Below are 21,966 nucleotides of genomic sequence, written 5' to 3'. Positions count from 1 at the left end.
TTCACCTCTGTTTTTAGTGTAATCGTAATGTGGAGGAAAGTAAAACATCCATCATCCACTTTTGTACAGCTGAGTTGCACCAATTAAGGTACATAACACTGAGTGGTTTCTCCCTGTTATGTGTTAGATAGTATAGGTTTTTCAGAGATTATTGCCGTCGACGAAGCGAATGGTGGTTGATTTCCGCTGCAGGTGCTCGCTTTCCGCGGGGCGTGAGTTGAGCCTCCTCGGGCGTTGCCCTGTGGGGTCTCAACTTTCCCGCGTTTCCCGCAGGAGTCGAGCACCTTCCGCTCCAATCAACTGACTAAGGAGTGGTCATTATTAGTGTAAGAATAGTACCTTCTGAAAACATGAATTACTTGATTTGAAGTCTATAAAGGTAAAAAACAGTGGTTCAAGTGTCTATTCATATAGCTCTGTCACTCCAAACATGTTTAGAGGGTGAGGGGAACTGCGTAGACTCCTGCGGAAAACGGGCGTGTCGAGACCCCGGAAACGAAGTGTGCTGAGGAGGCTCGGCCGAACGCCAGCTGCAAGCGAAGCAGTTCCCCTCACCCTGAAGCACACACTGGTTGACAGAGTATGGAGTCACTGTAAAAAACAACAATGTTTATGATAACAGCCTTGCTATGAGAACCTGCATTCAATTGAATTTGAAATACCAGAATCAGTAAGTGGAAGTGAGGTGACGGGGTGTGTTGAAAGATCTTTCGGTGATCCAGGTGGTTGGTTTTAAAAATAGCGGGAAGACTTCCCTGGTTTGCAATATGATCCGATGGGCTGCTGAATCAGGGATTTCCGTCTCTTCATGCAAGCATCATGGTCACGGTGGAAAGCCCGACATGGTTGAAGGCACAGATAGTACTTTGCATAAGAGGGCAGGAGCAACGATAGCAGGTGTAGAAGGAGATGGCATGCTTCAGCTGGCTATTTCAAAACGGGACTGGCAACTTGATGACATTCTCTCAATCTATTCTTATATGAAAACGGATCTGATTATAGTAGAAGGATACAAGAGGGAACGATATCCCAAGATCGTTCTTCTTCGGAATCAGAGTGATCGTAGAATCCTTCAGGAAACCGAGAATGTGATTGCGGTGATAGCCCCTTTTCCGATTGAAGAGCAGAAAGAGACGATCGCTTATTTTTCAAAAGACGGGATGAAGGAATTTGAAAAATGGTATCTTTTATGGGTTCAGGCATCTTTGAAAAAGGAAAGGGGTGCTAGAGGATGAGTGATATCAAAATAGCCGGAGTCATCGTGGCAGGGGGACAATCCAGGCGGTTCGGAAGCGACAAAGCTTTTACTCTCTATAAAGGAAAGCCGTTCTTCCAGCACTCACTTCAGGCCGTTTCTTCTTTTGCCGATGAGGTGATCATTGTAACGAGCGCAAGGTTATTCCCCCGATTCGGTGCTTTGCCAAATATACAGGTAGTAGAGGATGTAGACGAATTCAAAGGCTGTGGACCTCTGGCTGGGATCTACACCGCCATGAGTGAATACCAAGCGGAATGGTACGCCGTACTTCCTGTCGATGTACCGCTGGTGACGAGTAGCTTAATGGATCGGCTGGTAAGTAAAGTGGATGAAAGGTATGATGCCATTGTTCCGGTCATTGGCGGTAAGCTCCAACCTTTATTGGCCCTGTATCGGGAGTCTGTCAAAGAAACGATCCATGACCAGCTTGTTAAAGAAGATTACAAAATGGGTAGTATACTTAAAGGCCTCTCTGTCCTATATCTGACAGAAGAGGAATTAGCAGAAAGGGAAGCCTTTCATAATATCAATACGAAGCAAGATTACGATACTCATATTAAATGAAAGTATGAAATATGTAACTGGAGTGAGCCCTGCATGGACCATATCATAGACAAGAGAACCCGAACCCTTCGTGATTTGAGGATTTCTGTAACGGATCGATGTAATTTCCGGTGCAGGTATTGCATGCCGAAAGAAATTTTTGGTGCAGATTATCCTTTCTTAGAAAGAGAAGAGATTCTTTCATTTGAGGAAATCACTCGTTTAGCCGGCATTTTTTCTGAATTCGGTGTGGAAAAAATCAGGCTCACGGGGGGAGAACCCCTGCTTAGACGAAACCTGCCCGCCTTGATTGAAAGCTTGTATAAAGTGTCAGGTATAAAGGACATCGCCTTAACGACAAATGGTGTATTCCTGCCGAAGTATGCAAAGGCATTGAAACAAGCCGGTCTTACAAGAGTGAACGTAAGTCTGGATTCCTTGAATGATGAGGTATTTATGAAAATCAATGATATGGGCAGGGGAGTGAAGCCCGTATTGGATGGAATTCACGCTGCACAAGGGGAAGGCCTTGAAGTGAAAGTGAATATGGTAGTGAAAAAGGGTCTTAGCGACAATGAAATCATGCCAATGGTTCATTATTTTAAACAAGAAGGGATCACGCTTCGATTCATCGAGTTTATGGATGTCGGAACCACAAATGGCTGGAATTATAAAGATGTGATCAGCAAGAAGGAAATCCATGATCTCATAAACAGTCATTATCCATTGGAACCCGTCGAGCCGGGTTACGATGGAGAGGTGGCCAAAAGGTACCGGTACAGTGGGACAGATACGGAGGTAGGATTCATTTCCTCCGTAACGGAAAGCTTTTGTACGAGCTGTAATCGGGCACGGGTATCCACAGATGGAAAGCTGTTCACCTGTTTATTTGCCGAAAGCGGATTCGACTTGAGGGCCATGATCAGGGGCAATGCCTCTGATGATGAATTGAAGGAAGCGATCAGAAGCGTATGGGAAAAACGGGATGATCGTTATTCTGAAATAAGGACGGAAGAAAGCCAGGCATCCCGGAAAATCGAGATGTCCTATATTGGAGGATAAATGAAAAAGCAAGGGTTTCTCATCTAAGAGAAATCCTTGCTTTTTTGTACGGGTCGACGGGGTCACTGATAATTGACGACTGCCGGACTCGGATCCATCTTTAGCACTTCTTCGGGTGTCAGGACTGGGAAATCCTTCTCATAGAAGACTTTGAAGGCACCATACTGAGTCGGTTCATCCCGAACGTATCTGCCATACAATGCCTGTTTATCCGCGGCTGCACCCCAGCCATCGAAGTTGATGGCGACTTCGACGTTTTCAGTGGGTTTGATCGCATCTTTGTTCGTCAGCACGGGACCGGTAAATTGGTGGATGAGGACCAGTTTATCCGGCAGGTTATTTTTTTCCGCCATCGCTGATATATACTCGATGGCTTCCTGGATTTCGCGGCCATCGACCTCACCGAGATCCTCTCCGGGCTTTTCCCCTTCGGCTACGTGGAATTCCGTATCGATGGCAAGGTGAACATTCGGGCGCTTAAGCCACTTTTCAACCATCTTCACCTGATTCATCACCGTATCCGTTCCGAGTTGAATATCGAGCAATACAAGAGCATCATGCTTCTCGGCAAGCTTCACATACGTTTCGATATTTTCCTCAGACGTCATCTGCACATAATCACCGTCCGGGCCTGGCGCATTCTGGGCCATGGTGGTAATCAATTCAATCGTCGGGACCGCTGGACGATCCGGGTCGAGATCGGAATAGACCTGGGTTTGTTCTTTCAGTTTCTTTATGTATTCTTCTGGTTCGTATTTTCCGAGAATCCCCATATGTTTGGATGCTGGTGTTCCATAGTAGGTCACGAGCCGATGGTTCTTCAATGGTCCGTCTGATGGATCTTCCACACCGTTTGCAAGGGTCTCACCAAAAGGCACTGTCCGCTGAGGTTTATCCTTCTGCCCCTCCTGATCGGTCTCAGCTTCTTCGGACTGTGCTGCTTCAGCCAGACTTTCCTTCAGGGACACTGCATCTTCAGCAGGTTCCAGCGGTTTGAAAGGTGGCTGACTCTCTTCCTTCTTTTCTGCCACCTTGTCTTCTTTCAGTTTCTTTTCTCCCTTGTCTTGTTCCGAAGTGGCTTCTTTCTTTTCCTGTTCTTTAGTTGCAGTGGGGGAGGAACAGGCTCCCAGTGCAAGTGTTACGGTTAACATTAGCGGCAAGTATTTATTCATTGCCTCACACATCCTTTTTCTTAGAAGATTATGGAGGAGTTTAACACATTTTCCTTTATAAGAAAGCTATGTAAACAAATTGATAGAAAGATTTAATCAGAAAAGCGCCAAGCCCAGACACATACTTTGGACTTGGCACTTATTCTATCATTCTATCATCTCTACTGTACACTTGTTAGTCTTAGATCAAATCGATGGCTTGTGTTTCAGTTGCTGCCGGATGGAGTAAAGGGCTCTTTCGACGGTTTGTTTGTTCTTTTCCGTGATTTCCCCTTTTCTCGGTATCGGCTTATAGATATCGGGCGCATCTGTCCATTCTGTCGGTAACGTGACGCCTGCTTTTCCTTTCCAGCGTTCGACCCATTTGGATGGAAAAGAGGAGGCAAGATCCATCTGCCCCGTCATTTCCATCCAGATCATGCTCCAGGCACGGGGGACGACTCTCCAAATATCATAGCCGCCGCCACCGACGGCAATCCATTTCCCATCACAGTACTCGTGGGCAAGCTCATGGGCGATACGAGGGATCTCCCGGTAAATGTTCATGGTTGCCGAAAGATGGGTGAGTGGATCATAGTAATGGGCATCCGCCCCATTTTGGGTCAGGATCACGTCCGGTTTGAAGAATTCAATGACTTCCCGGAAGGACATCTCATAGGCCTCGAGCCACGACTCATCTTCCGTGAAGGCATCAAGGGGGATATTGAATGAATATCCATATCCTTTTCCGTGACCGCGCTCATTGATATTGCCCGTTCCGGGGAAGAGATACCGGCCTGTCTCGTGAATCGACAGGGTGCACACATCGGGATCATCGTAAAATGACCACTGGACCCCATCCCCATGATGGGCATCGGTATCGACATACAATACCCTTGCCCCGTATTTTTCCTGTAAATAGCGGATAGCCACGGAACTGTCGTTATAAATGCAGAACCCGGAAGCCTTACCCTTGAACCCGTGATGCAATCCGCCCCCCAAGTGGAGGGCATGCTTCGCTTTACCCGTCATGACGCAGTCAACGGCCGTCAGAGTGCCTCCCACTAAATACGCGCTTGCTTCATGCATACCTTGAAACATAGGGGTATCTTCTGTACCGATCCCGAACCCTTCTGCCTGATCTTGAGAAAGCTGGCCATTACTCGCTTGTCTGACAGCATTTACATAGTTGGGATCATGATTTAGAAATAACTCTTCGTCTGTAGCCATTCGCGGAGGAACGATATCATCCGGTTGAAGAGCCTTCACTTCCTTTAAGAGGTCCATCGTCAGGGTAATCCGGGTCTGATTGAAGGGATGCTCATCAGAGAACCGGTACCCCAGCAGTTCATCTGAATAAATAAAGACAGCATCCTTTGTCATGATGAAATTCCCGGCATGTTTGGCCATAACACGTCATATCCTTCATTCTTAAGGTCACTGATCACGTTCATCGGGTTCATCGTCCGTACCCGGAATACAAGGATTTTAAAGGCATCGTCTTTCTTATCCGGATAGACAAGGACACTTTGGATATTGGAATTATGCCGTCTGATGATGCCGGCCACTTCATAGAGGATGCCTGCTTTATGAGGGACCTTCACTTCAATCTGAGATCCGGGCTGATGTGCACCGGTCAATTGAATGAGGGTATACAAGAGATCGGTTTCCGTAATGATGCCAACGAGCTTCTCTTCCTTCAGGATTGGAAGACAGCTGATATGATGCTCATAAAAAAGGGCAGCGACTTCCTCCACGAAATCCAGTGGATGCCCCGTGATCACGTCGGTCTTCATAATGAATTTAAGAGGCTTCTGTAACTCGGAAGTAACAGATCCATCATGGAAAATAGAAGGTGTACCATCCTTCACGTCCCGGTCACTTACGATGCCGACGACTTCCATCTCGTCATTCGTGATCGGGATATGTTTGATTTTCTTTTCCCTCATTAAGTTTATAGCCGATTCAATCGTATCATCGGCTTTCAATGTTTCGATTTTCGTTTTCATTATCTCTTCTACAATCACGCTCTCCACCCCTTTTAGAAACAGTCACGTTAATACATAAAACGATTCATGAATCGAAGCTGGTCAAATTGCTGAATGGAATCCGAATCCACTCGTTTCCCGATTCTTGCCATCAAGCAGTTGGCCGGATGGGAACTGATTTCAGGGTCATCCGTTGCGTAATATTCCAATCCGCCGGCGTTCATCATCTTCTCCATCACTTTCCGGTATTCCCATACGTTCAGGCCAGTCCCTTTGAGGTCCCAGTGCCAATAGTATTCTGTCGTAATGACGATGTAATCTTCCATATGATCATCCATCATGGATACTTTTAATAGATTCTTCCCGACGGCCGCCCCGCGGAATTTCGGGATGACTTCGATGGCACCAAGCTCGATCAGATTCTCCATCTTTCCCTGGGACCACCGTTCGAGGGGGTCAGGGTATAAGTATGTAACGTATCCGACAATGGTATGATTGTCTCTTGCAATCAAGATACGCCCTTCAGGTAAACCGGCAATCTCGATAAGGGCTTTGTGCTGCTGGGCAGGAGGTCTGAAAGCAACCAGGTCCTCGTGGAAATCAAGGCGGGACAACTCTTCTGCCGAAATCGGACCTTCAATAATGATATTTCCTTTTGTTGTCTTTAACTCTGTTGCATTATAGGTTTTTTTCAATTTCATCTGGACACCACCTAAAGATATTCCTCCCTTCCATTATACATGAAATTAAAAACGAGAGAGCGCTTTCACAAAAAATTCAGACGTTCAGATTAGGATTGTTATTCTGAAATACCTATTAGTGACAGCGTTTAGAAAGGATTTCACTGAAGAATCCAGTCCGTCTACTCTATGGCAGATTTTTTAAAAAATTGAGAAAATATTCGTTTTATACTATAATAAGATTGTAATTTCTTACATAAGGGGGATACGGTATATGAAAGTGGAAGCGCTACCAGTGACGAAGGGAAACTATAATCTTGAAAGCTATGAAAATACGTATGATTCATTCGATTGGAAAGACGTCGAGAAGGAATTTTCATGGGCGGAAACAGGTCGCGTCAATCTTGCACACGAAGCGATTGACCGGCATGCAGTGTCTTTCAGGAAGAATAAAGTCGCTCTTTATTACCGAGATGCAGAACGTGATGAAAAATATACGTACTCTGATATGAAGAAGATGTCGAACAAAGCAGGAAATGTATTGAAGAGGTTTGGGGATGTTGAGAAAGGTGACCGTGTCTTCATCTTTATGCCAAGATCACCGGAATTGTATTTCTCCGTTCTAGGTGCGATCAAACTCGGAGCCATCGTGGGACCCCTGTTTGAAGCATTCATGGAGGGAGCTGTCCGGGATCGCCTGGAGGATAGCGAAGCAAAGGTTCTCATCACCACTCCCGAGCTACTGAAAAGGGTTCCTGTAAGTGAGCTTCCGAATCTGAAGCACGTCTTCCTTGTAGGAGAAGGTGTGGAGGAAGATGATGTTCACGTAGACTTCATGACGAAGTTTGCTGAAGCAAGCGATAAGCTGCAAGTTGAATGGGTGGACCGGAACGATGGTCTGATCCTTCACTATACGTCCGGTTCCACTGGAAAGCCCAAAGGGGTCCTTCACGTCCATAACGCAATGATCCAGCACTATCAAACGTCTAAATGGGTCCTGGACCTTCAAGAGGAAGATGTGTATTGGTGCACAGCGGATCCTGGCTGGGTCACAGGTACTTCCTATGGAATCTTCGGTCCGTGGCTGACGGGCGCCTCCAATGTCATTGTCGGGGGACGTTTCAAGCCGGAGAACTGGTATAAAACGATTGAAGACTACGGTGTGACGGTCTGGTATAGCGCACCGACTGCCTTCCGGATGCTGATGGGTGCAGGGGATGAAGTCGTGAAGCAATTCGACCTGAGCTCCCTCCGTCATATCCTCAGCGTGGGAGAACCATTGAATCCCGAGGTTGTCCGTTGGGGAATGAAAGTATTCAACCTGCGCATCCATGATACGTGGTGGATGACGGAAACAGGCGGTCAGCTGATCTGTAACTATCCAAGCCTTGAAATCAAACCGGGCTCCATGGGAAAACCATTCCCTGGTATCCAAGCCGCGATCGTTGATGATCAAGGAAATGAAGTAGAACCTTACCGGATGGGGAACCTGGCCATCAAAAAAGGCTGGCCATCGATGATGAATCAGATCTGGAATAACCCAGAGAAGTACGAATCATACTTCATGCCTGGCGATTGGTATGTTTCAGGTGATTCCGCTTACATGGACGAAGACGGATACTTCTGGTTCCAGGGACGGATCGATGATGTCATCATGACTTCAGGGGAAAGGGTAGGTCCTTTCGAGGTGGAAAGCAAGCTTGTCGAACATCCCGCTGTCGCAGAAGCTGGTGTAATCGGGAAGCCGGATCCGGTCCGCGGGGAAGTCATCAAAGCATTCATCGCCCTTCGTGACGGATACGAAGTGACAGACGAGTTGAAGGAAGAGATTCGCCAATTCGTGAAAAAAGGACTCGCTGCCCACGCGGCACCGAGGGAAATCGAATTCCGCGACAAGCTTCCGAAGACGCGTAGCGGAAAAATCATGCGCCGCGTATTGAAGGCATGGGAATTAGATTTGCCGACAGGTGATTTGAGTACAATGGAAGACTGATAGATAAGTGGTGTGGACCCCTGCTCTTTGTGAGTGGGGGTTTACTTGTGGGGTGCAAAACGGTTAATCGTAGACCAATTCAAATAGCAAATCACCTAAACTTCCACAATATAATTCACAGTTTATATCACAGTCAAAAAGGCTTAGAGATGCAGATATCTCTAAGCCTTTTTTTAAATTTATTTTCCATGTTCAATAAAGGAAGGAGGCTAAAGCCAGTTTGGTAAATAAGCGGAAGAATTCCGCTTATTTATCAAATAGCACGGAAAATCACCTTAAATAGACGGAAAGATTCCGACTATTTAATCGGAAAACGTGTAAATGGTAAATTTTCCTTTGCTTAGTCGGAATACCTCCGCTTATATCCAGAAGAAAGCTCTATTCTGCAGTCTTAACCGGAAAATCTCCGCTTATTCTAACTATCAGTGGTTGGTTACTCAATTAAGGATAAGACACCATAAAACAAAAAGAGGGAGACGTCATAACGACGTTTCCCTCTTTGCAATCAAGCATTAGTTCTCTGCTGGTGGTGGATCGGGTTCTGTAGGTGGTTCGGTTCCGCCTCCGTCACCCCCGCCGTCGCCGCCTCCGTCATCTGCAGGAGGTGGTGGCTCCGGCTTGTCCGGTTTATCGGGTTTTGGCGGTGGATCGGCTGGTTTATCACCAGGTGGTTTCGGATCTGTACCCGGTTTTTCAGGCTTGGGATCCGGTTTTGGTGCGGGTTGTCCGATCTGGACCGTGTTGGAACGGGCAGATTCTTTGCCGGCTACATCGACGGCCACCACGTAGAAATCACCGTTTCCGACGGATACTGCTAAACTTGAGCCGGATTTGACGCTTCCGACTTTTCCGCCGGATGTCCGGTATACTCTGTATCCGACGACGTCGCCACTTGCGGATGGCGTCCACGTAATTTTGTTCCCGTTTCCGCTTGCATTGACGGTTCCAGGAGCTGACCCGTCATCGGAAATCTTGTTCTCAGCGATGAGGACATTTTTAAATCGTTCGTCCCCATCCGGAATGAGTTTGTCCGGATTCCCAGGAACGGCACCGAAGATGTTTTTCACAAAGTCAGGGTTCAGGATGACACCCGGCTGTGAAAATTCTGCCGGCGTATTCGGTAATGCCAGGTATTTCTTTCCGTTCACCATTACGTACCGGCTCATAAGTAAGCTGTCATCCGTTTTGGTTGGTACGTATTTTGCATTGAATAAATCACTTTTAACCAGTCCCGCCTGGCTGCATGCTTCGGATGGAAGCAGTCCCGAGATGGAACAGAAGGATCTTCTGACGATTCCTTCCGGCTGTTGGAACGAAGCATCAGGGTCGATTAGGTCGGGTGCAAGATCCCTGACATCATTCAGCAGATACGACCATAATCGGATGTTACGCAAGCCGTAATGTCCATATTGAGCACGGGATGAAGCTGTGTTCAATGAAGAAGGTTTGTCATAACCGAACCAGGTTCCGAAGGTGATGCTGGGATTCGTTGCCACGAACCAGTGATCTTTGTAATCCTGACTCGTTCCGGATTTCCCTGCCCAGTCTGAATTAAAGTTCAGGAAGGTTTTCGCATAACGACCTGTACCAAGATTATGATCCAGGGTATCTCTCATCATATCGATCGCTAAATAAGCGGTTTGCGGACTGAAGACATCCACCGGCTCTGTCTTATGTTCAAAGACGACCTTGCCATCCTTGTCGACGATCTTGTCAATCATGAAGGCATCGATGAATTTTCCTCCATTGGCAAAGGTGGTGTATGCATTCACATTTTCTTCGACCGTGACACCTGTCGTCGTTGCCCCTAGAGTAAGGGACAGGTTATTGTCATATCTGCTTGAAAGGGAATCGAAGCCCATTTTCAATAGAAACTCTTTAAAAGGATTACGGTTGTAAATATTCGCATACGTTCTGACCGCTGGAAGATTCAATGATTCTGCCAGGGCGAACCTAGCAGGGAAAAGCCCGCGCTCCCTGAACGAATAGTTTTCCGGTTTCCAGCCATTAATGTTGACACCAACATCAGGAATCGGTGATCCCGGTGAGATGTACCCGTATTCGAGTGCTGGACCGTAAGCGAGTAAAGGCTTCATGGTAGATCCGTTTGATCTGTGTGACTGAGTGGCATGGTTGATTTGTTCCAATTTAAAATCACGGCCGCCGATGAAGCTGATGATGCGGCCCGTTTTGTTCTCGATCATAACGGCGCCGACCTGAACCGGCTCTTCGATTTCTACTTCTTTCCCTGTGTCAGGGTCTTTTACCGTTCTGGTTTTGGTAGGACCGTACATATCATACGCATCCTTTGTTTTTTGCATTTGGTCATAGATCTTTTTGTTGATGGTCGAATGAATTTCATACCCGCTTTGACGGACATTGCGGTCAGCAAGCGTCTGGTATTTATCTTCAAGTTCATCATTATTTTCGAGATCCTGTTCAGAATATCCATCTTCCTTGGCAAGCACATTTTTCATGATTTCCACTGCTCTGCTTTCAAGTTCGGCAGTGAGCCATGGGTATTGCTCCCGAGGTGATGACTTAGGCTTTACAAAGTCCTTTGAGATGTCATAGGCAACGGCATCGTCATATTGCTTTTTCGTGATGTAACCTTCCCGGTGCATCCGGTAGAGGACCGTGTTTTTACGGCTCATCCCGGCTTCGAGATTCTCTTTTACCTCTCCATTATTTTTAAATGGCGTGTAAGAGAAGGGTGCCTGTGGAAGTCCGGCGATGAAAGCTGACTGAGGCAGGGACAAATCCTTTGCATCCACTCCGAAGATCCCTTTGGCAGCAGATTGGACGCCGGCGATGTTTTGACCGGAAGAGTTACGCCCAAGAGTCGCTACATTCAGATATGCTTCCAATATTTCATCTTTTTCAAAAAATCTTTCCAGGCGAAGAGCGAGAAGGATTTCTTTCGCTTTTCTTTCAAATGACACTTCATTCGTGAGGATCTGATTTTTGATCAGCTGTTGGGTGAGTGTACTCCCGCCCGATTGGGTAGATGAATTCGTGAATTCCTGTAGGACGGCGCGCATGATTGCTTTCGGCACGACACCGTTATGTTCGTTGAAGTACTCATCTTCCGTGGCGATGACGGCATGCTGCAGATCTTCTGAAATATCTTCAAGCTTCACTTCTTCCCGTTCCAGGTCGGTCCGGAGTTTCCCGAGATATACATCATCCGAGAAGTAAAGTCGAGAGGTTTCTTCGTAGTTGTAGATGTCCTTTTTCATTTGGTCATAAGGACGGATCGGTTCTTCCTTGACGAGTGAAGCGAAATAACCCGCTCCGACTCCTCCTGCAAATGCGAATCCCAGTACAAAGATGACGGCCAGGATTAAAGAGAGGTTCCAGAATACACCGTATGTAATTCTTGCTCGTTTTTGAAGTCTAGTATTTGAAAAGAACCTGATTGCAGGGTCTAATTTTTCACGTAATATGTTCCATTTTTCCTTCATATATCATTCCCCCCAGAACATTCCCATTATAGCATAATTCCAGGAAGGCTGTCGTAAAAAGTCAAATAAAATGGTCTTTTATCATGCATTTAGTTGACTATTATTTTAGAATATGGTAAAAACCTAATATAGTGATAGTAATGATAATCCGTCATCTATCGGATTTTTGTACAAATAATACATGCAATGAGAGGAATAAGTAGTCTGCCTTCCCTGTTACGAAGAGAGTCAGTGGGTGCTGTGAACTGACACAAATGGCCGATGAATTACATCCTGGAGCTTTTGCTGTGAACACTGGTAGCAGCAAACGGTACAAGCCGTTATCTTGAATGAGTGAAGGATGTTATTCCTTAATTTGGGTGGTACCGCGCGACAGCGTCCCTGCATATATGCAGGGACTTTTTTGTTGTCAGCATGTTTATCAAAAGGAGGAAATAAAGATGGATTTACTAAAGGACTTGGAATGGCGTGGGATCACGTATCAGCAAACGGATGCAGAAGGCTTGAAGGACTTATTGAATAAAGAGAGCATTTCGATTTATTGCGGGATCGATCCGACAGCGGACAGCATGCATATCGGGCATCTGCTTCCATTCCTGACGCTTCGCCGTTTCCAGAATCAAGGGCATCGTCCACTTGTACTGGTTGGAGGGGCAACAGGTTTGATCGGTGACCCAAGCGGTAAAAACGAAGAGCGTAAACTGCAGACAATTGAAGCAATTCAGGGAAATGTAGCGAGCATTAAAAAACAACTCCAAAGCATTTTTGATTTCGAAGGGGAAAATGGCGCAGTGATGGTGAATAACTATGACTGGATTGGAGCGATGGATGTTGTCACATTCCTTCGTGATTTCGGTAAGCATGTAGGGGTGAATTACATGCTGGCGAAAGATACTATCTCGTCCCGCCTGGAATCGGGTATTTCGTTCACTGAATTTACGTATACGATTCTGCAGGCGATGGACTTTAATCATTTATACGACAACTACAATTGTAAGCTGCAGATCGGAGGCAGCGATCAGTGGGGGAATATCACGACCGGCCTTGAATTGATCAGACGTACACATGAAGAAGAAACGAAGGCATTTGGTTTCACGATTCCACTTGTCACGAAAGCGGATGGAACGAAATTCGGGAAAACGGAAAGCGGCGCGGTATGGCTCGATCCGAAGAAGACGTCTCCATATGAGTTCTACCAGTTCTGGATCAATGCAGCCGATGCGGATGTCGTGAAATACTTGAAGTACTTCACATTCCTTTCTCATGAAGAAATCGAGGAACTAACTGCTTCCGTTGAAACAGAACCTCATCTTCGCAAGGCACAAAAGACGCTTGCGGAAGAAATGACGAAGCTGATCCACGGAGAAGAAGCCCTTGATCAGGCGATCCGTATCACTCAAGCGTTATTCAGCGGCGACATCAAGTCATTGTCTGCATCGGAAATACTGGAAGGATTCAAAGATGTACCATCCTTTGAACAATCCAAAGGGGAAGAAATCGGATTGATCGATCTCCTCGTCAATGCGAAAATCTCGCCTTCCAAACGTCAGGCACGTGAGGATGTTGGCAATGGAGCAATCTACATCAATGGAGAACGCGTAACGGACCTTCAACATGTGATGGGTGAAGATGACAAGATTGAAGGACAATTTACGATCATCCGCCGAGGAAAGAAGAAATATTTCAGAATTCAGTACGTATAATAGAATATAGAATCTATCAGCGCGGTATCCGTTTCTCTTATTTTGGAGCGGGTGCCGTGCTTTTTTGTTGTTTTCTAACATAGGAACTGCCGAGGCTCTGTCTATTTGTGTATGGGTAGATGGTGAGGGAAAGCGAGCACCTGCAGCGGAAATCAACCACTCCTCACTACCATCCATGATATCAAAGTTTACGAAAAGAGCCTATTTAGAATACAAAAAAAACACTGCCCACATAGTGGACAGTGTTTTTGTACAAAGATTAACGAGAGTAGAACTCAACGATAAGAGCTTCATTGATTTCAGCTGGTAATTCAGAACGTTCAGGAACGCGTGTGAATGTACCTTCTAATTTGTCAGCATCGAAAGTTAGGAATTCAGGAACAAAGCTGTTCACTTCCATCGCTTCTTTGATGATGTCAAGGTTGCGTGATTTTTCACGAACTGAGATTGTTTGACCAGGAAGAACGCGGAATGAAGGGATGTCTACGCGAGATCCGTTCACTGTAACGTGACCGTGGTTAACAAGTTGACGTGCTTGACGACGAGTACGAGCAAGGCCTAAACGATAAACAACGTTATCCAGGCGGCACTCAAGTAGCGCCATGAAGTTTTCACCGTGTTTACCTTGTAATTTGCCAGCTTGGTCAAATAGGTTACGGAATTGACGCTCAGTTACTCCGTACATATGACGAAGTTTTTGCTTCTCTTGAAGTTGTAAACCGTATTCAGAGATTTTTTTACGTTGGTTAGGACCATGTTGTCCAGGAGCGTAAGGACGCTTTTCTAATTCTTTACCCGTACCGCTTAGAGAGATTCCAAGACGACGAGATAATTTCCAGCTTGGGCCAGTATATCGAGCCATGAATGACTCCTCCTTTATTGTTTTTATTTTGTTGTAAAATAAAAACACCTGTGAATAAACAATTATGTGCATTTTGTTTTCATGTACCTTCGCCCTAGCAGCAGAGGGTTACAAGATACACCTCAAAGTGTAGAGGAACAAAATACGAGCATAAAGGACTTCACTGAAGCTGCATTATTTTACACAAAGAATATTATATGATGCGAGAGAATAGAAGTCAAGTAAGTATTTTATAGATTCAATAAAAGAACGATCTAGATTGCACAAACAAAATAGTCCATAAGTCATTTGTTGTGATATAATGAAAGTTGAAAATTATGTTAAATAGGTGAGCAGATTTGCAGGAATTAAATAGAGATAAATTTCTTCGATATCTATTGATCGGTATCTGTCTGCTTGTCGTATTGGGAGGTTTCCTTTATTCCTCCTCATCCGAAAAAGTCGATGAGATGGAACCTACCATTCATGCCGAAGTATTGTCCAGGGGAGACGAACATCATAACCCGGTCATTGCATTGGCAAAGGTGGTAGAAGAGCAGCCGGTCCTTGTCATATATGAAATTGATCAACAAAACCAATATTACTTTAAGGTATTACATAGTGTGTCGTTACATAATACAGTGAAAACGCTCGGCGTTACAAAGGAACAGAATGGGATATGGGTCCAGTTGGAAGAGAAGAAATGGATACTATTTTCCGAATCGTTAGAGGTTCTACAGGAGCGGGATAGTGCTCCTTCTACCGTCATTTCAAGCCGTCAGTCCTTTCACATTCAGGAAGGCACCGGATTCATCAGCATTCCGCGGGGGGCTGATGATGTCCAACTGGATCTTACAGACAAAAGCGGGGAACCTAAAGAAATTCATTCCTTATCTGGAGACGATTCAGTATGGCTGGTTGTCTTTCAAAAGGATATTGTACTGGCCAGGAGCCGGTGATGTAATTTGTTTCACAAACCTTTCAGGTGTGGGTGAGAAAAATGTACGTTATCCAACATGCATTGCATGAATACAAGTCAAAGTTATTCGATTTAATCTATGAAGAAATGTCAGCAGACGCAGATCATTCTGTTCAATTGCAAAAGTGGGTGACGGTTGTAAAGGATTGCCTGGAAATCGATCAGGCATTTTTATATTTTTATACCGATTCTACCTATTTCCTGTACCACCCCCATCATGATGGAGGTGTTCCCCTCACACTTGCTGAAGCGTCAGAGGAGTATATCCTCAGTCCTGTCTTAATAGAAAGGGAAGACCTTTCTTCCATTAAGTTTCACTTTACGAAGAGTGATGGAAGTCCTTTGGCGATCCTCCAGTTGAAGACGGAGGATTCAAAAGGGTGGGCCGATGAAAGCTGGCTACATTCCTTTTGGAAGGCAAGTAATCAGTTTTTACAGCATACAGGCGGCATCCAGACCGTCCTTGAAGACGAGAGAAGATATAGGGAATTATTCAAAGTGACAGAGATTTTCCATTCAACGAGGGATGTTCATACGCTCCTTGTACAGATCTTCGAAACGTTGAAACAGGTATTCCCGATTGATGAATTCCGTTTGTTATTGTCCAATGACCGGTATGAATTCGGAGAACTGCCCATCAAGAATTTCGATTTTGACCGTGCAACTGAATCGGCCATGCAGGCATTTGTGAATGGAAGCATAGAGTCCGGCGAAGAAGATATCCTTTATGCCCCCTTAAAAGGGAAGCAGGGGATCTATGGGGTCCTTGAGGTGAAATCCGTTTCCCATGATACCTTTACAGATCAGAAGATCGAGTTCATCCGCCTCTTAGCCTATACAGCGGGGAGTGCCCTGGAGAACGCCAAGCTTTATGAACAGTCGAAAAGGCTCATCACCGATCTTCAGCTCATCAATGAAACGTCCCATCAATTAAACTTAAATTTACGTTTATCTGAAACGGTCCTGTTTTTAAAGAAACAGATTAAGCGTTCCTTTCAGGCATCCGCCATTGGATTCGTCCTCCTTCAAAAAGGGGAGTATATCATTTTGGACGAAAGCTCTCCTGTCTTTTTTGAAGAGATCGGCAGGAGTTATATTTCGTACGTTAAGAAGCGTATTGAAGAGGAGAAGGACTCCATCTTTCTAGGGGATGTCAGTGATCGAATGGAAGAAGCGACAGCCTTTCCGTCGATCATGGCTGCTCCAATGGTTCAAAATGAAGCTCTGATCGGATTCTGTGTGGTGCTCCATGAAGAGCCGTATATGTTTTCATTTGATATGTACAAGCTGCTACAGTCGTTTATCCATCATTCCACCCTGGCCATCACCAATGCCACCCTTCGTGAAAAACTGGAGCATATGGTCATCACCGATCACATGACCAAACTGTTTGCACGGAATTATTTGGATGATGAAATGGAATCCTCCATGAATAAGGATGAACTGGGTACACTGCTCTTGATCGATATCGATGACTTCAAATCCATCAACGACAACTACGGCCATCAAATCGGGGATGAAGTCATCATAGAAGTCTCGAATCTCATCAAGGGGATCGTCAGCCACCACGGATTCGTCGCAAGATGGGGAGGGGAAGAACTGGCCGTCTACCTGCCGTCCCTCGGTCGCAAAGAAGGAATGGAAATCGCAGAACGCATCATCAAGGACGTCCCATTGAAAACCGACCCTTCCGTCACCCTTTCCTGCGGACTATCCATATGGAGAGCGGACGATGACCACTGTCCCAAATCCGTCAAAGAACTAGTCAAAAAAGCCGACGAAGCGCTTTACCTAGCCAAGAACAATGGGAAGAACCAGGTCGTGAAGGATTGTCAGTGAAAAATACAAAATCAACAGGATGAGCCCACAGTGGTTCTTCCTGTTTTTTTATTTTGAATGAATTTTTCAGAATCTGATATGAAGCGGTAGAACTTGAAGATGTTGATAGGAAAGCTTCATTGTGGGAAAAGTTGGGGATTTAACTTTACTAATTATGCATAACACACGCTTGTAAGTTGATTGGAGCGGAAGGTGCTAAGACTACTGCGGGAAACGCTGGACAGTACGAAAAGCGGAGGCGGCTCGCCCAGCCCCGACAAGCATAAGATGAATGGGCCGAGAAGGCGTTTTTTGCCTTCTTGGACTATTTAGCTTATGACCTCGAGGGGCTTGCCGCCGTAGCTAGACAGGTGAGACCCCGCGGGCGAAGCCGAGGAGGCTCACCGCCAGCCCCGCGAAAGCGAGCACCTGCAGCGGAAATCAACCAACGCGTCACTTTGTATGGAAACAAAGATTAAGAAACAGCTTTTAACATACTCCCTTTACCACTTTAGTGTAAACGCTTTCTTTTTCATCCGGATTATCATATTCTAGAATAGTAGTTACTTAGACTTAAAGGGAATACTGGGAGGAATACTGCATGAAAGAAGAGAAACGTTTTGAAACAAGAGTGATTCACGAGGGATATCAATCGTCTCAGCATTTTGATAGTTTAGCACCTCCATTATACCAAACTTCAACCTATACCTTTGCAAATGCGAAACAAGGGGAAAATCGATTTGCAGGTGAAGAAGAAGGATATATATATTCAAGACTGGGAAATCCGACAGTAGCAATCCTGGAAGAACGAATGGCGTCTTTGGAGGGGGGAGAAGCAGCCCTTGCATTCGGTTCCGGAATGGCGGCAGTAAGTGCGGTGTTATTCTCGTTAACGAAATCAGGAGATCATATCCTGTGCTCCCAAGGGGTGTATGGCTGTACGTTCGGTCTCCTTGAGCTCCTCCAGGAGAAATTTGCGATTGGACATGATTTTTCTTCCATGGATTCTGAAGAGGAGATTCGCGGGAAAATCACGGGAAACACCAGCTGTATCTATGTAGAAACCCCAATCAATCCCACTATGCAGCTCATTGATCTGGAACTTGTCGTGAAGGTGGCCAGTGAAAAAGGGATTCCTGTCGTGGTGGACAATACATTCTGTTCACCGTATTTACAACGTCCATTAGAGCTTGGGTGCGATATTGTCATCCACAGCGCAACGAAATATATTGGCGGACATGGAGATGTCGTTGCCGGCATCGTCGTCGGTACACAGGAAAAGATGGCCGAGATCCGCATGACGACTCAAAAGGATATCGGAGGAATCATTTCCCCATTTGATGCATGGTTATTGCTGAGAGGGTTGAAGACACTGGCTGTACGGATGGACCGTCACTGTGACAGTGCTGAAAAGATTGCCGATCTATTAGCCGGGCATCCCAACGTGGAAACGGTCATCTATCCCGGACATACCACTCACCCTCAGCACGGGGTCATGAAGAAGCAGATGAAAAAACCGGGCGGAATGATTTCCTTCACACTGAAAGGGTCCAAGGAAGAAGCGCAGAAATTCATGGATGATCTCGAAATGATCAAGATCGCTGTCAGTCTTGGCGATGCTGAAACATTGATCCAGCATCCTGCTACCATGACTCACGCCGTCGTACCTGAAGAATCTAGAAAGAGCATGGGGATCAACGATTCACTTCTGAGGCTTTCTGTAGGGCTTGAAGCACCGGAGGATATTTGGAGTGACTTATCACAGGCGCTGGAGAAGGCGAAGTAACCTTCATGCGTGTGTGGAGCATAGTTTCATACAGTAAACAAGCGCGTGCCATACATCATGGCACGCGCTTGTTTGTTAAGAGGGTATTATCAATCATTCATTGCTTGCTCGAGAGTCTTGATGTTTTTCTTCATCAATGAAAGATAGTTTTCATTGTTTTCAATGTCCGATTCTGTCAATACAGAAAGGTTATGAACTTTCAAAGGCTTTGCATTGATTTCTTTCCGGATGATCTCAGCAACCCGTGTAGTGACGTTTTGTTCGAAAATGACATAATGAATAGAATGCTCTTTGGCGGTTTCGATGATTTCCTTCAATTCTTTCTGGGAAGGCTCATCGGTAGGAGAGAGTCCGGCAACAGCTAATTGTTCAATTCCATAGGCGTCCTCCCAATAACCGTAGGCAGCATGGGAAACAAGGATCTCTGGATGGTCACTTTGTTGAGCCAATGATGTAAATTCAGTATCAATACTCTCTAAATCTTTTTTTAGTTCATCGAAGTTCTGGTTGAATGTATCTTTATGTTCAGGTTGAAGATCAATGAGAGCGTTACGGATATTTTCAGCCAACCCAATGGCACGGTTTGGATCTAGCCAAACGTGAGGATCATAATCCCCGTGATGGTGCTCCTCTTCATGACCGGCACCATCCTCTTCCTGTTCTCCTTCTTCAGAGTGACCATGAGAGCTTGCGATGACATCGACTCCCTTCGTTGCTTCTACCATTATGGTATCCTCATTTTTTAGAGAATGAGTGATTTTTTCAGCATAAGACTCCATCCCAAGTCCGTTATAAATAAATAGATCTGATTCTGCGATGCTAATCATATCTTTAGATGTCGGTTCAAAGGTATGGGCGTCAGAACCAGGTGGGAGCAGGGCTTCTACCTTGACCAGAGCTCCTCCGATTCGTTCGGCAAAATACTGAAGAGGATAAAGGGAAGTCATGATGCTTATTGACTCTCCCTCTTCAGATTGACTGCCGTTATTTCCTGTGGTTTTATTAGCCTGATTACAGGCAGAAAGAAACATGGATAAAATAAAAATAATTGAAATGAATAGGTGTTTTTTCATCGTGACCTCCTTTTTAAAAGATTTCAATCAATACTTTATCGTAATCATTACGATTTGTAAATAAGAATAATTTCGATTTGTATTATAATTTTCGTTGCACACCGATCATTTGTGTGGTTAAATACGTTTATAGTTTATAAAACGAAATCGTTACGTTTTGAAGAGGGTAGTGTTATTTTATTTGAATGATCATTGGTAGGGAGGATTCAATTATGTACAGGAGTTACATTTTCCGTACCAAGGAAAGCATTTCTCCACAGTTTAAATCGTAATGATTTTGATTTAAGAGAGAAAGGATTGTGAATCATGAAAGTACCAGTAACAGTATTAAGCGGCTATTTAGGGTCTGGAAAGACGACGTTGTTAAATCATATTTTAAACAATCGGGTGAATAGGAAAATTGCAGTTATTGTGAATGACATGAGTGAAGTGAATATCGATGCTGCCCTCGTCAAGAGTGGTGGTTTTACCAGAACAGAAGAGAAATTGGTGGAACTTCAAAACGGCTGCATTTGCTGCACGTTAAGGGAAGATCTCATGATAGAAGTTCAGCGCCTGGTCGATCAGGGGGATATCGATTATATCGTCATTGAGTCCACCGGGATTTCTGAACCTATTCCGGTCGCCCAAACCTTCACGTATCTGGATGTAGAAATGGATATTGACCTTACGAGTAAAACAAGGCTGGATACGATGGTTACGGTTGTAGATGCCAATCGTTTCTGGCACGACTTCGCCAGTGGAGAAACATTGCTCGACCGGAAGCAGGCAAGTGATGAAGCAGACACAAGGGAAGTGGTGGATTTACTGATCGATCAAATTGAATTTGCCAATGTGATTGTGTTAAATAAAATCGATTTAGTGGAAGACGTGGATGTCATCGAATTAAAAGCTATTCTTCAGAAGTTGAACCCGGGTGCAAAAATCATTGCTGCTACTCACTCCAACATCCCGTTGAATCAAGTACTGGATACGAAACTGTTCGATTTTGAAAAAGCAAGCCAGGCAGCCGGTTGGATAAAAGAATTACAGGAAGAACACACTCCTGAAACCGAGGAGTATGGAATCTCTTCCTTTGTGTACCGTCGAAAGAAACCATTTCACCCTGAACGTTTCATGAAGTGGATGGAGGCATGGCCTGTTGATATTGTGAGGGCAAAAGGCTTTTTCTGGCTGCCGACACGTAATGACATGACAGGACTATTATCCCAGGCTGGCCCATCGATTATCATCCAGGGAGCAGGGGAGTGGGTGGCAGCGTACCCTGAACATGAAAGAAAGGAAATTCTTGCTGAAGAAGTGGAATTGAGGGGAAAATGGGATCCGGTTTATGGAGATCGAATGAACGAGATCGTTTTTATCGGTCTGGAGATGAACAAGGAGGAAATAGAGCAGTCATTAGACCGTTGTTTATTAACAGAGAGGGAAATGTCAGAGGATTGGAATGCATTCAAAGACCCGATTCCTGGATTTATAGTAGAAGATAAAAAGATATTCACGTAACCGGTTATCGCTTATTCATTCTATTTGAGATAAAGAAAATTAAAAAGGTCTGAGGAATGATTCCTTCTTCAGCTACATAAAAATGTATGGACTTTAGGACAATACATTAATTGTTGTGTCATAA

General features: G+C 45.1%; 16 protein-coding genes and 1 other annotated feature. Of the genes, 9 read left to right on the top strand and 7 right to left on the bottom strand.

What is annotated here, in order from left to right:
* The first annotated feature begins 695 nt into the window (after window positions 1-695).
* From mobB to moaA, 3 genes are read left to right on the top strand one after another with little or no spacing between them, the layout of a single operon-like run.
* Complete coding sequence (mobB, locus tag NQ095_RS21245) at window positions 696-1,235, top strand: molybdopterin-guanine dinucleotide biosynthesis protein B (protein ID WP_258265363.1); 540 nt, start codon at window positions 696-698, stop codon at window positions 1,233-1,235.
* Entirely contained in the window at window positions 1,232-1,822 is a 591-nt protein-coding gene (locus NQ095_RS21240; protein ID WP_258265362.1) for a molybdenum cofactor guanylyltransferase, read from the top strand. Before mobB ends, NQ095_RS21240 begins: the two co-directional genes overlap by 4 nt.
* Window positions 1,823-1,855: 33 nt before the next feature.
* Complete coding sequence (gene moaA / locus NQ095_RS21235; protein ID WP_258265361.1) at window positions 1,856-2,863, top strand: GTP 3',8-cyclase MoaA; 1,008 nt, start codon at window positions 1,856-1,858, stop codon at window positions 2,861-2,863.
* Between the two features lie 62 nt (window positions 2,864-2,925).
* On the opposite strand, the gene NQ095_RS21230 is transcribed toward moaA, so the two are convergent.
* The 4 genes from NQ095_RS21230 to NQ095_RS21215 all read right to left on the bottom strand — a co-directional run bounded on the left by NQ095_RS21230 (window position 2,926) and on the right by NQ095_RS21215 (window position 6,703).
* A complete protein-coding gene (locus tag NQ095_RS21230) occupies window positions 2,926-4,035 on the bottom strand; it encodes a hypothetical protein (protein ID WP_258265360.1) in 1,110 nt (369 codons plus the stop codon).
* 186 nt (window positions 4,036-4,221) lie between these two features.
* Window positions 4,222-5,397 (bottom strand): acetoin utilization protein AcuC, encoded by a 1,176-nt coding sequence (locus NQ095_RS21225; RefSeq protein WP_258265376.1) that lies wholly within the window; start codon window positions 5,395-5,397, stop codon window positions 4,222-4,224.
* The gene (locus NQ095_RS21220) at window positions 5,394-6,041 is read right to left on the bottom strand and encodes an acetoin utilization AcuB family protein (RefSeq protein ID WP_258265359.1); all 648 of its coding nucleotides are present in this window, start codon (window positions 6,039-6,041) and stop codon (window positions 5,394-5,396) included. The genes NQ095_RS21225 and NQ095_RS21220 overlap by 4 nt, the downstream gene beginning before the upstream one ends.
* A 29-nt stretch (window positions 6,042-6,070) precedes the next feature.
* Window positions 6,071-6,703 carry a GNAT family N-acetyltransferase gene (locus NQ095_RS21215; protein WP_258265358.1) on the bottom strand — a complete coding sequence of 211 codons (633 nt, stop codon included), beginning with the start codon at window positions 6,701-6,703 and terminating at the stop codon, window positions 6,071-6,073.
* Between the two features lie 253 nt (window positions 6,704-6,956).
* Here NQ095_RS21215 and acsA point away from each other — a divergent pair, with 253 nt between their 5' ends.
* The gene (acsA, locus tag NQ095_RS21210; protein ID WP_258265357.1) at window positions 6,957-8,675 is read left to right on the top strand and encodes an acetate--CoA ligase; all 1,719 of its coding nucleotides are present in this window, start codon (window positions 6,957-6,959) and stop codon (window positions 8,673-8,675) included.
* Window positions 8,676-9,187: 512 nt separating this feature from the next.
* On the opposite strand, the gene NQ095_RS21205 is transcribed toward acsA, so the two are convergent.
* Window positions 9,188-12,139, bottom strand: a complete 2,952-nt coding sequence (locus NQ095_RS21205; RefSeq protein ID WP_258265356.1) for a transglycosylase domain-containing protein — start codon at window positions 12,137-12,139, stop codon at window positions 9,188-9,190.
* A 177-nt stretch (window positions 12,140-12,316) separates the two neighbouring features.
* Window positions 12,317-12,525, top strand: a binding site (T-box leader).
* Between the two features lie 54 nt (window positions 12,526-12,579).
* Between NQ095_RS21205 and tyrS the strand changes: the two genes are divergently transcribed.
* Window positions 12,580-13,842 carry a tyrosine--tRNA ligase gene (gene tyrS, locus NQ095_RS21200; RefSeq protein ID WP_258265355.1) on the top strand — a complete coding sequence of 421 codons (1,263 nt, stop codon included), beginning with the start codon at window positions 12,580-12,582 and terminating at the stop codon, window positions 13,840-13,842.
* Between the two features lie 259 nt (window positions 13,843-14,101).
* Here the strand turns inward: tyrS and rpsD are convergent, their stop codons facing one another.
* Window positions 14,102-14,704 (bottom strand): 30S ribosomal protein S4, encoded by a 603-nt coding sequence (gene rpsD, locus NQ095_RS21195; protein ID WP_034765742.1) that lies wholly within the window; start codon window positions 14,702-14,704, stop codon window positions 14,102-14,104.
* Between the two features lie 338 nt (window positions 14,705-15,042).
* Between rpsD and NQ095_RS21190 the strand changes: the two genes are divergently transcribed.
* The 3 genes from NQ095_RS21190 to megL all read left to right on the top strand — a co-directional run bounded on the left by NQ095_RS21190 (window position 15,043) and on the right by megL (window position 19,266).
* Window positions 15,043-15,642: a hypothetical protein gene (locus NQ095_RS21190; RefSeq protein WP_258265354.1), complete on the top strand. Its 600-nt coding sequence runs from the start codon at window positions 15,043-15,045 to the stop codon at window positions 15,640-15,642.
* A gap of 41 nt (window positions 15,643-15,683) precedes the next feature.
* Entirely contained in the window at window positions 15,684-17,501 is a 1,818-nt protein-coding gene (locus tag NQ095_RS21185; RefSeq protein WP_258265353.1) for a sensor domain-containing diguanylate cyclase, read from the top strand.
* 580 nt (window positions 17,502-18,081) lie between these two features.
* Window positions 18,082-19,266: a methionine gamma-lyase gene (gene megL / locus NQ095_RS21180; protein ID WP_258265352.1), complete on the top strand. Its 1,185-nt coding sequence runs from the start codon at window positions 18,082-18,084 to the stop codon at window positions 19,264-19,266.
* Window positions 19,267-19,355: 89 nt separating this feature from the next.
* On the opposite strand, the gene NQ095_RS21175 is transcribed toward megL, so the two are convergent.
* Window positions 19,356-20,339 (bottom strand): metal ABC transporter substrate-binding protein, encoded by a 984-nt coding sequence (locus tag NQ095_RS21175; protein ID WP_258265351.1) that lies wholly within the window; start codon window positions 20,337-20,339, stop codon window positions 19,356-19,358.
* Between the two features lie 306 nt (window positions 20,340-20,645).
* Between NQ095_RS21175 and NQ095_RS21170 the strand changes: the two genes are divergently transcribed.
* Window positions 20,646-21,842: a GTP-binding protein gene (locus NQ095_RS21170; RefSeq protein WP_309137677.1), complete on the top strand. Its 1,197-nt coding sequence runs from the start codon at window positions 20,646-20,648 to the stop codon at window positions 21,840-21,842.
* The last annotated feature ends 124 nt before the right edge of the window (window positions 21,843-21,966 follow it).

The sequence above is a fragment of the Rossellomorea sp. SC111 genome (assembly GCF_024733565.1).
In the GTDB taxonomy this organism is placed as follows: Bacteria; Bacillota; Bacilli; order Bacillales; family Bacillaceae_B; genus Rossellomorea.
This window is presented reverse-complemented; position numbering and strand designations above follow the sequence as displayed.